At 69.4% G+C, this 12,606-nt stretch carries 9 protein-coding genes and 1 pseudogene; 5 read left to right on the forward strand and 5 right to left on the reverse strand.

What is annotated here, in order from left to right:
- Window positions 1-34: 34 nt before the first annotated feature.
- Window positions 35-1,669 (reverse strand): ABC transporter substrate-binding protein, encoded by a 1,635-nt coding sequence (locus tag ACFWCK_RS15005; protein ID WP_233310860.1) that lies wholly within the window; start codon window positions 1,667-1,669, stop codon window positions 35-37.
- A 205-nt stretch (window positions 1,670-1,874) separates the two neighbouring features.
- A complete protein-coding gene (locus ACFWCK_RS15010; protein ID WP_378806624.1) occupies window positions 1,875-2,777 on the reverse strand; it encodes an Lrp/AsnC family transcriptional regulator in 903 nt (300 codons plus the stop codon).
- Window positions 2,778-2,983: 206 nt separating this feature from the next.
- Here ACFWCK_RS15010 and ACFWCK_RS15015 point away from each other — a divergent pair, with 206 nt between their 5' ends.
- From ACFWCK_RS15015 to speB, 4 genes are read left to right on the forward strand one after another with little or no spacing between them, the layout of a single operon-like run.
- Complete coding sequence (locus tag ACFWCK_RS15015; protein WP_233310858.1) at window positions 2,984-4,306, forward strand: MFS transporter; 1,323 nt, start codon at window positions 2,984-2,986, stop codon at window positions 4,304-4,306.
- Window positions 4,303-5,973 (forward strand): amidohydrolase, encoded by a 1,671-nt coding sequence (locus ACFWCK_RS15020; protein ID WP_378806625.1) that lies wholly within the window; start codon window positions 4,303-4,305, stop codon window positions 5,971-5,973. The genes ACFWCK_RS15015 and ACFWCK_RS15020 overlap by 4 nt, the downstream gene beginning before the upstream one ends.
- Window positions 5,974-5,986: 13 nt before the next feature.
- A complete protein-coding gene (locus ACFWCK_RS15025) occupies window positions 5,987-7,621 on the forward strand; it encodes a thiamine pyrophosphate-binding protein (protein ID WP_378806626.1) in 1,635 nt (544 codons plus the stop codon).
- A 2-nt stretch (window positions 7,622-7,623) separates the two neighbouring features.
- Window positions 7,624-8,577, forward strand: coding sequence for an agmatinase (gene speB / locus ACFWCK_RS15030; RefSeq protein ID WP_378806628.1), 954 nt, complete (start codon window positions 7,624-7,626; stop codon window positions 8,575-8,577).
- Between the two features lie 18 nt (window positions 8,578-8,595).
- Here the strand turns inward: speB and ACFWCK_RS15035 are convergent, their stop codons facing one another.
- From ACFWCK_RS15035 to ACFWCK_RS15045, 3 genes are all read right to left on the reverse strand, one after another.
- Window positions 8,596-8,976 (reverse strand): DUF779 domain-containing protein, encoded by a 381-nt coding sequence (locus tag ACFWCK_RS15035; RefSeq protein WP_378806629.1) that lies wholly within the window; start codon window positions 8,974-8,976, stop codon window positions 8,596-8,598.
- A 74-nt stretch (window positions 8,977-9,050) separates the two neighbouring features.
- Window positions 9,051-10,601: an aldehyde dehydrogenase family protein gene (locus tag ACFWCK_RS15040; RefSeq protein ID WP_378806630.1), complete on the reverse strand. Its 1,551-nt coding sequence runs from the start codon at window positions 10,599-10,601 to the stop codon at window positions 9,051-9,053.
- A 140-nt stretch (window positions 10,602-10,741) separates the two neighbouring features.
- Window positions 10,742-12,064: a GAF domain-containing protein gene (locus tag ACFWCK_RS15045; protein WP_378806632.1), complete on the reverse strand. Its 1,323-nt coding sequence runs from the start codon at window positions 12,062-12,064 to the stop codon at window positions 10,742-10,744.
- 142 nt (window positions 12,065-12,206) lie between these two features.
- Here ACFWCK_RS15045 and ACFWCK_RS15050 point away from each other — a divergent pair.
- Window positions 12,207-12,515, forward strand: a pseudogene (locus ACFWCK_RS15050) (PadR family transcriptional regulator); the annotation flags it as partial.
- Between the last annotated feature and the right edge of the window lie 91 nt (window positions 12,516-12,606).

Consider the following 12,606-nt stretch of genomic DNA (forward strand, 5'->3'; position numbering starts at 1 on the left):
GTCGCGAGTGCGGCGGTGCCCCGTCAAAGGTGCGCTACTTCGTCAGCGGCGCGTAGCGGAACTTGAACGACGCGTCGAGCGTGGTGCCGTTCACGTCCTTGCCGACGACGGCGACCTGCTTGCCCTGCAGCAGCGGCAGGGTGGAGAGGTCCTTCGCGACCATGTCCTGCACCTGCGCGAGGTCGGCCATGCGCTTGTCCTTGTCGGTCTCGGTCTGCGACTTCACGATGAGGTCGTTGACCGCCGTGTTGTCGTAGTGGTTGCCGAGGAAGTTCTTCGTGAGGAAGAACGGCGACAGGTAGTTGTCCGCGTCGGAGTAGTCCGGGAACCAGCCGAGCTGGTACGCCGGGTACACGTCGGCCGTGCGGTCCTTGGAGTACTGCGTCCACTCGGTGCTCTGCAGGTTGACGGTGAACAGACCGCCCTGCTCGAGCTGCGCCTTGACCGCCGCGTACTCGTCACCCGAGGACGGGCCGTAGTGGTCGCCGTTGTACTGCAGGTTCAGCGTGACCGGGGTGGTGACGCCCGCGTCGGCCAGGACCTTCTTCGCCTTGTCGAGCGAGGGTCCGCCGTTGCCGTCGCCGTACATCGACTTCAGCGGCTGGGTGGCGCCGGCCATGCCGTCCGCGACGAACGAGTACAGCGGGCTGTAGGTGTCCTTGTAGACGTCCTTCGCGATCGCCGCGCGGTCGACCAGATCCGCCGCCGCCTGACGCACGGCCTGGGACTTGGCCGGGTCGGCCTCGGGGGTCGTCGCGCCGAAGGGCATCGTGTTGAAGTTGAAGACGATGTAGCGGATCTCGCCGCCGGGGCCCTCGACCAGCTTGACCTTCTTGTTCTTGCCCAGGTCCTCGGTGTCGGTGGCCGACAGGCTGCGGAAGGCCACGTCGATGTCGCCGTTGCCGATCGCGAGCTTCAGGTTCGACGCGTCCGCGAAGTACTTGACGTTGACCTGGCTGTTGGCTGCCTTGCCGAGCTCGCCCTCGTAGCCGGCGTACGGCTTGTAGGAGATGAGCTGGTTCTTCTTGTAGTCGGTGATCTCGTACTGACCGGCGAAGGCCTTGCCCTTGACGATGGTGTCGTCATCGGTGACCTTGTCGGCCGAGAAGACCTTCTCGTCGACGATGGGAGCCGCCGGGCTGGAGAGGATGAGCGGCCAGATCTGGTCGTTGCCGTTCTTCAGCGTGAAGACGACCGTGGTCGCGTCCGGCGCCGCGGTGCTGTCGAGGTTGCCGAGCAGCGAAGCCGGGCCGTTGGGGTCGTTGATCTTGACCATGCGGTCGAAGGAGAACTTCACGGACGCCGAGGTGAGCGGGTCGCCGTTGGCGAACTTCAGACCCTTCTTCAGCTTTACCGTGTACTCGGTCGGCGAGGTGAACTCCGCCGACTCGGCGATGTCCGGGGTGACCTCGGCCGTGCCGTACTTGCTGTTCATGAGGAACGGGTAGATCTGGTTCATCACCGCGAACGAGCCGTTGTCGTACGAGCCGGCCGGGTCGAGGAACGTGATCTTGTCGGTCGTGCCGACGGTGATCGTGCTGCCGGAGGATCCCCCGGTCGAACCTCCGCCGCCCGTGCTGCTCGTCGCACAGCCCGCGAGAACGAGGGCCGTGGCGCCGAGCGCGCCGATGGCGAGGCCGAGACGGCCTCGAGTGCTGTGGAATGACATATACACCTCTGTATCGGTTCCGTGGCCGCGCTTCAGCGCGGCCGCAACATCCATGGCCGTCAGGGTTCACGGCGCACGGGACACCCGATTGTAGGCATGGGTCGGCGATTCGCGGGAGTTCCGACGCCGAGACGTGACCTGACCAGGAGATCTTCCTGACACCGCAGCGGCACGGATCCGGCTGCGGCATCGTCGCGATCCCGTCCTACTCGGGGACGAGCGCGAACTGCCTCGCGTAGTCCTCCTTGAGCACGGCGAGGTGAAGCCAGGCCTCGGTGTGGGAGACCTCCGGCAGGGAGCGCAGGCGCTCCAGGCCTTCATGAAGGGCACCGGGCGAGGGCTCCACGAACGTGATCACGGCGTCGAAGCGCCCGATCGTCCGCGCCGCGAAGTCGACCCCGGGCCAGGAGCGGATGAGACGCAGTGCCCCATCGTCATCGCCGCGAAGACTGACCCCGACACCCATCGACTGCCGCCGGTGCGCGGGTCCGCGGGCCTCCACCGCGCCGATCTGGATGACGTGGGCCTTCCGCAGGCGCTGCACGCGGGTCGCGACCGCCGACGGGGAGAGTCGGACGACCTCGCCGAGCGCACGGAAACTGGCGCGGCCGTCGGCCTGCAGCTGCTCGATCAGGGCGGCGTCGATCGTGTCGATCGCTATCTGACCCCGGTAGCTGGAGACGAACGGACCCTTCACGACCGAGGTGTAGACGAGCGTGTTGACGTCGAGGACCTGCGGGATCGCCCGCACGCGCTCGATGACGGCGTGCAGTTCGGACATCGTGCCCAATCGCACCTCGGTCACGAGGTCGTGCACCCCGGCGACGGCCGAGACGAACACGGTCTCCTCCAGATCCTGCAGAGTGGCGGCGACACCCGCGATGGCCCCGGTGGTGCGGATCGACACATGCGCGATCACGTGCTGCCCCAGGAAGGAGGGGTCGACCGCGCCGATGATCCGGATGGTGCGGTCCTCGAGCAGCAGGCGCAGTCTCGATGCGACCGCGACCCTCGTCTGACCGAGTTCGGCGGCCAGCGCGCGGATGCTGGCTCTCCCGTCCTCACGGAGCGCGCGGATGAGCTCGGCATCGAAATCAGCAGCGGCCACCTGGATCTCCCGACTTTCCTCGTTTGGATTCCGTTGTCGTCAGAAATGCTTTGGAGATTCCATCTCGATGAGGAAATGGGATCTGAATGGCGATGAGACCGAACAATACTCCAGTTCATGACCGTTCACGCTGGACAATTGACGTTGCGACCGACCGCCCGTCGTCCTAGCATCCTTCGCATCCCTGACACCGCAAAGGAGCGGGCATGACCTCCACCCACGCAAAGGCCCGGCGCGCCGGGCTCGCGGCCTTCGTCGGCACCACGATCGAGTGGTACGACTTCTACGTCTACGCCACTGCAGCCGCCCTCGTGTTCGGCCCGCTCTTCTTCCCGAGCAAGGATCCGCTCGCCGAGACGTCGGCCGCCTTCGCCACCTTCGCCGTGGCCTTCCTCGTCCGCCCCATCGGCGGCATCCTCTTCGGCCACATCGGTGACAAGCTCGGCCGCCGGGTCTCGCTCGTCATCACGCTGTTGCTGATGGGCGCCTCGACGGTGCTCGTGGGATGCCTGCCCACCTATGAGAACGTGGGCATCCTCGCCCCGATCCTGCTGATCCTGCTGCGCGCGCTTCAGGGCCTGGCCGTCGGCGGCGAGTGGGGTGGCGCCGTGCTCATGAGCGTCGAGCACGCGCCGGAGAAGTCGAAGACGTTCTACGGCGGCTTCACGCAGCTCGGCAACCCGGCCGGCGCGCTGCTCGCCTCGGGCATCTTCGCGATCATGTCGCGCGGCGGCGAGGGCTTCATCCGCGACGGCGGCTGGCGGATCCCGTTCCTGCTCTCGATCGTGCTCATCGCGGTCGGCTTCTGGGTGCGCTTCCGCGTCGAGGAGTCGCCGGTCTTCGAGGAGAAGATCGAGGGCCGCAAGCAGTCGATGCCGCTGGCCTTCGCGCTTCGCGCCAACTGGCGTCCGATCCTGCTCGGCATCGGCATCCTCCCGATCTCGACAGGCGGGTACTACCTGGCCACGACCTTCGCGACCGCCTACGCGACAGGCGCGCCGATCTCGATCAGCGAGCAGGTGATCCTCGACGCGATGACCATCGCCTCCTTCGTGGAGTTCGTGGTGACGCTCCCGGTGGCATGGCTCGGCGACAAGTGGGGCCGCAAGAACGTGATGTACATCGGCCTGCTGACCTCCGTGCTGACATTCGCGCCGTTCCTCCTGCTCATGCCCGGCCGTGTCGAGCCGCTCATCTTCCTCCTGGCGTCGCTCGTGCGCATTGCGATGAGCGCGACCTACGCGCCGATCGCCGCGATCCTCGCGCAGATGTTCCGCCCGCAGGCCCGCTACACCTCGATCGCCCTCTCCTACGGTGTGGGCGCCGCCGTCTGGGCTGGCTTCTCCCCCTGGTTCGCGACCCAGCTGGTCGCGTGGACGGGCAGCATCTGGTCGGTCATCGGGATGTTCATCGGCATGGCCGTGCTCGCCGCGATCTGCACCCGGCTCGCGCCCCAGCACTCCGACGAGGCCCCCGTCACGTCGTCCTTCACCGCCCGCACCGACACCACCGCGAACAGGCTGCCATGAGAAAGCTCGTCCCCTTCGACCAGTCCCGCCAGACGACCCCCCGGCTCGTCACCGCCCGCGCGATCCATCTGCTCGACCCCTCCGCCACGACCGCGTCGGCGATGCTCCTCGACCGAGGCCGGATCCTCGCGACAGGCTCGGCGGTCGAGTGCGAAGCGGCCGCCGCGGCCGCGGGACTGGCGCCGGAGCGGGTCGACCTCGGCGACGCGACGGTGGTCCCGGGCTTCATCGACGCGCACGCGCATCCGCTCATGTACGGCCAGATGATGACCTGGGTGGACTGCGGGCCGGAGAAGGCCGGGAGCATCCCCGAGATCGTCGCCCTCCTGCAGGAGGCGGCGGCCGCACTCCCGGCAGGGCGACCGGTGCGCGGCTACGGCTACGAGCACCGCAACCTCGCCGAGCAGCGACACCCCACCCGCTTCGAGCTCGACCAGGTCGCGACCGATCGCGAGGTCTACCTCATGAACGCCTCCGGACACGGGGGCGTGGTGAACTCGTACACCCTCGAGAGCAGTGGGATCGGCCCCGAGACGCCGAACCCCGCGGGCGGCGAGTTCTTCCGCGACGCCGACGGCGAGCTCACCGGCGAGTTGTCCGACGCGGCGTGCAACATCCTCACGGGCGTGCACGGCGTGAAGGTCGGCCATCACGGCCCGAACTTCCACCTCGCGGACGAGCCGGAGGAGCACCTGCGTCAGCTCGACGTGGCGACCGCCAGGTTCCTCGCGGGCGGCGTGACCGCGATCGGAGATGCGCAGGTGAGCCGCCGCGAGTTCGACATGTACCTGCGGCTGGCGCAGGCCGGGCGGCTGCCGCTGCGCGTCTCGATGTACCTGCTCTCGCACCTGCTCGACGAGGCGCTGGAGATGGGCCTCGTCGGCCAGTTCGGCAATGCCCACCTCAGCTTCGCCGGCATCAAGTTCTACGCCGACGGGACCCTCGGCGGCTGGACCGCCTACTTCCCCGACGGCTACGTGGGCGATCCCTGTCGCACAGGGCAGCTCTATCACGAGCCCGCCGAGTACGCCGCCCTCATCCGGCGCGCGCATGCGGCAGGCCTCCAGACCGCGACCCACGCGCAATCGCCCACGGCGATCGAGATGGTCGTCTCGGCGATCGAAGCAGCCCTGGCGGAGAACCCCGACGACGACGCCCGGCACCGGATCGAGCACTGCGGGCTGCCGACTCCCGAGCAGATCACGCGCATGGCGAACTCCGGCATCCGTCCCGTCAATCAGCCCCAGCACTATTACAACTGGGGCGAGGGCGTCGAGGAGGCGATCGGGACTCCCGGTGAGCGCTTCAACCCGCTGGGCGAGTTCGAGCGCGCCGGGGTTCCGGTCACGATCTCCTCCGACGCCCCCGTCGCCGACCCGATCCCGCTCGAGGCGATCCAGGCCGCGGTGACCCGGATCACCCGTCGTGGGCATCGCCTCGGTCCGGACGACCTGCGCATCTCCGCGCTGTCCGCCCTGCGCGCGCACACGATCGAAGGCGCCGTCTCCCTCGGCCGCGAGGACGACCTGGGCAGCCTTGAAGTCGGCAAGCTCGCCGACTTCGTCGTGCTGGACGAGGATGTGCTCGAGGCGGATCCCGAACGGATCGGCCGGATCCGGGTGCTCGAAACGTGGGTCGACGGCGAGCCGCGGCACCGCGCGGCCTGAGGGGAACGAACAGATGACGACAGAGACCGACCCCTACGCCGACACCGCCGGTCGCGCCGTCCTGGAGACGATCCGCGGCTACGGAGTGACGGCCGTGTTCGGGATCCCCGGCACGCACAACCTGGAGTTCTACCGCCCTCTCGCCGACCTGGGCTTCCGGGTCGTGACGAACCGGCACGAGCAGGGATCCGGGTACGGCGCCGATGGCTGGGCGCAGCAGACCGGGCTCCCCGGCGTCGTGATCACCACCTCCGGTCCCGGACTGCAGAACGCGATGAGCGCCGTCGGCACCGCCTTCTGCGAGTCGCGTCCGCTGATCGTGCTCTCCCCCGGGGTCGCCCGCGGTGCCGAGTTCGCCGACGTGGGCACCCTTCACGAGACGAAGGACGCATCCGCGATGGTCGGCGCGATCGCCGAGTGGTCGCGCCGCGTCGGCTCGGCCGCGGAGGCGGTCGCCGCCGTGCACGATGCGTTCGCACTGTTCCGCACCGGGCGTCCGCGCCCCGTGCACATCGAGGTGCCGCTGGACGTGCTCGAGGCGCCGGCCGAGGTCCCCGCGTCGGATCGCCTCCCCCGCCCGCTCCCTCGGGCGGAGAGCGGCGACACGGTCGCGGTCGCCGAGGCCGTCGCCCTGCTCGCTGCGGCGGAGCGGCCTGTGATCGTCGCGGGCGGTGGTGCGGCGCGCGCCGGTGAGATCCTCACCGCTGTTGCAGAACGGCTCGGCGCCCCGGTCCTGACCACGCTCAACGGCAAGGGCGCAATCGACGAGCACCACCCGCTCGCCCTCGGAGCGAACCTGCGCCTCGCGAGCGCCCGCACCGTCGCCGAGGACGCCGATGTGCTGCTCGTCGTGGGATCCAAGCTCGGCGAGGCCGAGCTCTGGGCGCCGCGGCTCGAGGCGCGCGGTGCCGTGGTGCGCGTGGACATCTCCGCCGCGCAGCTCGCGAAGAACTTGGTGCCGACGGTCGGCATCCGCGGCGACGCGCACGCCGTGCTCGAACGGATCCTGGATGCCCTCCCGCCTCTCACGCCCCGCACACCCGCGCTGGACGACGTCCGCGCCGGGATGCTCCGGGAGATCCGAGAGACCGCTCCGGCGACCGTCGCGCTGGCCGAGGAGATCGCCGCGGCGCTGCCCGACGACGCGATCGTGGCGGGCGACTCGTCCCAGATCATCTATCTCGCACTGGCGAACGTGCTCCGTCGTTCCGGCCCGCACGCGCTGCTGTACACGCCCACCTATGCGACGCTCGGCTACGGCCTCCCCGCCGCGATCGGCGCCCGCGTCGCTCAGCCGGATCGGCCCGTCGTGGCGGTCGTGGGCGACGGCGCGCTCATGTTCGCGGTGAACGAGATCGCGACGGCCGTCGAGCAGCGCCTCGACCTGACCATCGTCTGCGTCGACAACGGCGGCTACGCCGAGATCCGACAGAACGAGCTCGATCGTGGGATGGCCGCGATCGGCGTCGACCTGGTGCAGCCCGACTGGCCTCTCCTGGCCCGTGCCTTCGGCGCGCACGGCGAGCGGGTCGGCGCACCCCAGGACCTGGCGCCGGCGATCCGCGCGGCCATCGCCGGCGGCGGCGTGCGGCTCGTGCACGTCGTGCAACCCGCCCCGCATCCCTCCCCCGCTGAACAGAAGGACTGACCATGACCACTCCGATCGGCCCCGTCGACGCCTCCGTAACCCCCCGCTATGCGGGCTTCGCGACCTTCGCCCGCCTGCCGCGGCTGGAGGAGGTCGACCACGCCGACATCGCCGTGGTCGGCGCCCCGTTCGATTCGGGCGTGAGCTATCGGCCCGGGACCAGGTTCGGCCCCTCGCACGTGCGCGAGTCGTCGCGACTGCTGCGCCCCTACAACCCCGCCCAGGACTTCTCGCCGTTCGCCCGCGCACAGGTCGTCGATGCCGGCGACATCGCGCTCAATCCGTTCGACATCACGGCGGCGGTCGAGGAGACCGACCGCGCCGCGACCGCCCTCGGCGAGCGCGCATCGCGCCTGGTCACCATCGGCGGCGACCACACCCTCGCACTGCCGCTGCTGCGCTCTGTCGCCCGCAAGCACGGCCCGGTCGCCGTGCTCCACTTCGACGCGCACCTCGACACCTGGGACACGTACTTCGGCGCCCCGATCACCCACGGCACCCCGTTCCGCCGTGCGAGCGAGGAGGGTCTCATCGACATGACGGCCAGCTGCCACGTCGGCACCCGCGGGCCTCTCTATGACAAGAGCGACCTCGAGGATGACGCACGCCTCGGCTTCTCCATCGTCACCAGCGAGGCGATCGAGGAGCACGGCGTCGAAGCGGCGATCGAGCGGATCCTGACCCGTATCGGGGATGCGCCGCTGTACGTCTCGATCGACATCGACGTGCTCGACCCGGCGCACGCACCCGGCACCGGCACGCCCGAGGCCGGAGGGCTGACCAGCCGCGAGCTGCTGCGGATCCTGCGCAGCCTGCGCGACACGAACATCGTGGGCGCGGACGTCGTCGAGGTCTCCCCCGCCTACGACCACGCGCAGATGACCGGCATCGCCGCGAGCCACGTGGTCTACGAGCTCATCACGCTGCTGGCGATGCAGATCGACCGGACCCGCTGAATTCGGCCGGGCGCTCGGTCAGGTCAGAGCGAAGTGCTCCAGCTCGGCCTGATCGAGCATCCGCGAACGCGTCAGGAACCGCTTGCCCGTGGGCGACTCGACGCTGAAGCCGGATCCACGTCCGTCCACGACGTCGATCGTGAGGTGCGTGTACTTCCAGTACTCGAACTGCGACGCGGACATGTAGACGGGCACGGACTCCTCGACGCCGACGTCGAGATCACCGAGCAGCACGTCGCCGGATCCGGTCAGGAACATCCCGACCGGATAGCACATGGGTGCGGAGCCGTCACAGCAGCCTCCGGACTGGTGGAACATCAGGGGGCCGTGCTGCGCAGTCAGCTCGCGCAGCAGCGCCGCCGCCTCGGCTGAGACAGCCACCCGGTGGAACTCGGGCATCGCCCGCTCCTCTCGTGATGCCGGGCAGGAGCCCCACGAAGGGAGCTCCTGCCCGTCCTGGGGAAGGATCCGGATCAGAAGAAGCCCATCGGGCCCTCGGCGTAGGAGACGAGGAGGTTCTTCGTCTGCTGGTAGTGATCGAGCATCATCTTGTGGTTCTCCCGGCCGACGCCGGACTGCTTGTACCCGCCGAACGCGGCGTGCGCCGGGTACTGGTGGTAGGTGTTGGTCCAGACGCGGCCGGCCTCGATCGCCCGACCGGCCCGGTAGGCGGTGTCGCCGCTGCGGCTCCACACGCCGGCGCCGAGGCCGTAGAGGGTGTCGTTCGCGATCGAGATCGCATCGTCGAAGTCGGAGAAGCTCGTCACCGACAGCACCGGACCGAAGATCTCCTCCTGGAAGATCCGCATGTCGTTGGTGCCCTCGAACACGGTCGGCGCGACGTAGTAGCCCTCGCTGAGGTCACCGCCGAGATCGACGCGTTCCCCGCCCGTGAGGAGCCTCGCCCCGCCCTGCGTGCCGATGTCGATGTAGCTGAGGATCTTCTCCAGCTGGTCGTTCGACGCCTGCGCGCCGATCATCGTGGTGAGATCCAGGGGGTTTCCCTGCACGACCTTCTTCACGCGCTCGAGTCCGTCGGCGAGGAAGCCGTCGTAGATCGAGCGCTGGATGAGCGCGCGCGACGGGCACGTGCAGACCTCGCCCTGGTTGAGCGCGAACATCGTGAAGCCCTCGAGCGCCTTGTCGTAGTACGGATCGGCCGTGGAGCTCGCGACATCCTCGAAGAAGACGTTGGGGCTCTTGCCCCCGAGCTCCAGCGTGACCGGGATGAGGTTCTGCGACGCGTACTGCATGATCAGACGCCCGGTCGTGGTCTCGCCGGTGAACGCGACCTTGCGGATCCGCTTGTGCTGAGCCAACGGCGCGCCCGCCTCGATGCCGAAGCCGTTGACGATGTTCACGACGCCGGCCGGCAGCAGATCGCCGATGATCTCGAACAGGAACAGGATCGATGCGGGGGTCTGCTCGGCGGGCTTGATGACGACGCAGTTTCCTGCGGCGAGCGCGGGCGCGAGCTTCCAGGTGGCCATGAGCAGCGGGAAGTTCCAGGGGATGATCTGTCCGACCACGCCGAGCGGCTCATGGAAGTGGTACGCGACGGTGTTCTCGTCGAGCTGGCTGATCCCGCCCTCCTGCGCGCGCAGTACGCCGGCGAAGTAGCGGAAGTGATCGACGGCGAGGGGGATGTCTGCCGCGAGCGTCTCCCGGATCGGCTTGCCGTTCTCCCACGTCTCCGCGATCGCGATGGCCTCGAGGTGCTGTTCGATGCGGTCCGCGATCCGGTTCAGGACGTTCGCGCGCTCGGCGGGACTGGTCTTGCCCCAGCTCGCGAACGCCTTCCATGCGACGTCGACAGCGCGGTCGATGTCCTCGCTGGTGCCGCGGCCGACCTCAGTGAAGGGCTTGCCGTTGACCGGGCTGATGTTCTCGAAGTACTGGCCCTTGACGGGCTCGACGAACTCGCCGCCGATGTAGTGCCCGTAGCGCGGGCGGTAGTTCGCGAGCGCGCCCGGCTGCCCGGGTGCCGCATAGGCGGTCGACACGCTCTCCTCGATGATCGTCATCGCGTCTCCTTCGACGTACCGCGGCTCCGATGCCGCGCGGGTTGATGTGTGCCTCGACGGTAGGCGCGCGCACGTTGCACGCGGATGCGTCACGTTGCATCGAGTTGCACGTCCTCGCGCCGAGGACGCGAGGCGAAGGGTCAGTCCTGCTCGAGCCGTTCGATGCGGCTGACCAGGCCGGCCCGCCTCGGCGAGCGCGCCGGCAGGAGCTCCAGACAGAGGCGCAGGATCTCGGCATCCTCGGATCCCTCGGGGATCTCCGCGTACGACAGCAGCACGTCCACGCTGGCCTCGGTGCGCATCGCCTCGCGCAGGGTCGAGCGCAGGCTCTCGCGGTACTCCTCCACGCCCGGGGAGGTCGAGTCCGGCAGCACCGGACCGCGGTAGGCGCTCAGGGCGACACGGTGCGCGCCGCGGTCGAGCAGCGACAGCACGTCCTGCGCGTCGGTCTCCAGCGGCACCGTCAGCCGGTAGGGACGCGACTCCGGCACGAGCGCGGGCCAGATCCGCTCCAGAGCTTTGCGCAGGCGCACCATCTCCGGCCGCAGCGTGTCGGCCGAGGACCCCTCTCCGTAGACGAACTCGGAGAGACGCTCGGCGGACAGCCCCTGCCGGTGCACGGCGAGCAGCAGCAAGATCTCGGCGTGCCGCGCGCTGAGCTCGACCGACCGCTCGCCGTCGGTGCTGAACACCTCGAGCCGGGCGCGATCACGACCCAGCACCCGCAGCGCGGCGCGCTCGGGCACCGGTCGCCGTCGCGGCGCCGGAGCGGCGGGAGCCGCGGGAGCAGCTCGGGCCCGCAGTCGCGCCACGAGCAGCTCGGCCTCGACGGCGCGGGCGGTGGCGTCGACCAGCATGCGGGCCTGCGGGCTCGCAGCTTCGGGTCCGCCGGTGACGTCGATCACTCCGAGGATGCGGCGGTCCTCCGGGTCGAACACGGGCGCGGCGGTGCAGGACCACGGCTGCACCAGGCGGTTGTAGTGCTCGGCGCCGTGGATCTGCACCGAGGCGCCGAGTTCGAGCGCGGTGCCGGGGGCGGAGGTGCCGACCGCCCGCTCCGACCAGTTCGCCCCCTCGACGAAACCCATCTCGCCGGACAGGATCCGCTGGTTCAGGTCGCCCTCGACCCACAGCAGGCGCCCTGCATGGTCGCCGACCGCCACGATGACGCCTGAATCGTCCGCGGATCCGGGCAGCAGCAGCGCGCGGATCGTGTCCATGGCGCCCGCGAGGGGGTGCGCGAGCCGGTAGGCGTCGAGGGCGTCCGCAGTGAAGTCGACCGGCGGGAGGCCTTCGGCCCCGACCCGCTGCCGCCACGAGCGCTCCCACGACTCGCGCACGAGTGCGCGCACGCTCTGCAGCCGCCCGTCGTCGATGTTGCCCGCGACGAGCTCCTCGTGGGCGCGTTCGATGAGCAGGCGCGCGGGCGCCGGCTCGCGGGAGGACTGCCAGCCAGAGGACACAGGGTCTCCGATCGTCGGCGACGGAGTGGGTCCAGTGTACGGCGGCCGGATCCACCGGGTGACTGTGCCGCGCTCGGCACTACTGTGCGTCGCGTGGTAGTGTGCGGAGCAATGCAGTTCCCGACCCCGATGAGGAGGCCGAATGGACACGACACAGTTGCTCAAGGGCGTGCTGGATCTGGCCGTGCTCGCCGTCGTGCGCGATGAGGACGGATACGGCTACGACATCGTGCGGCGCCTGCGCGATGCGGGCATCGGCGACGTCGGCGATGCGTCCGTCTACGGCACGCTGCGCCGGCTCTACTCCGGCGGAGCCCTGTCGAGTTACGTCGTGCCGTCCGACGGCGGCCCGCACCGCAAGTACTACGCGATCAACACGCAAGGCAAGCAGATGCTCGACGAGCAGATCGCCACCTGGTCGCAGTTCGCCGTCGCGATGTCGGGGCTGCTCGCACCGCACGTGCCACCCGCGACCGCCGCCCCACCCGGATCCACCGCGGCGGTCGCCCCGACATCGCCCGCCCTGTTCCGTCCACCCGCCA

Source organism: Microbacterium sp. NPDC060117, from assembly GCF_042729315.1.
GTDB lineage: Bacteria > Actinomycetota > Actinomycetes > Actinomycetales > Microbacteriaceae > Microbacterium.

What these genes read in the sequence shown, in the direction of transcription:
- ACFWCK_RS15005 (WP_233310860.1), bottom strand. Translation starts at nt 1,669, where the DNA reads ATGTCATTCCACAGCACTCGAGGCCGTCTCGGCCTCGCCATCGGCGCG.
- ACFWCK_RS15015 (WP_233310858.1), top strand. Translation starts at nt 2,984, where the DNA reads ATGACCTCCACCCACGCAAAGGCCCGGCGCGCCGGGCTCGCGGCCTTC.
- ACFWCK_RS15020 (WP_378806625.1), top strand. Translation starts at nt 4,303, where the DNA reads ATGAGAAAGCTCGTCCCCTTCGACCAGTCCCGCCAGACGACCCCCCGG.
- ACFWCK_RS15025 (WP_378806626.1), top strand. Translation starts at nt 5,987, where the DNA reads ATGACGACAGAGACCGACCCCTACGCCGACACCGCCGGTCGCGCCGTC.
- speB (WP_378806628.1), top strand. Translation starts at nt 7,624, where the DNA reads ATGACCACTCCGATCGGCCCCGTCGACGCCTCCGTAACCCCCCGCTAT.
- ACFWCK_RS15035 (WP_378806629.1), bottom strand. Translation starts at nt 8,976, where the DNA reads ATGCCCGAGTTCCACCGGGTGGCTGTCTCAGCCGAGGCGGCGGCGCTG.
- ACFWCK_RS15040 (WP_378806630.1), bottom strand. Translation starts at nt 10,601, where the DNA reads ATGACGATCATCGAGGAGAGCGTGTCGACCGCCTATGCGGCACCCGGG.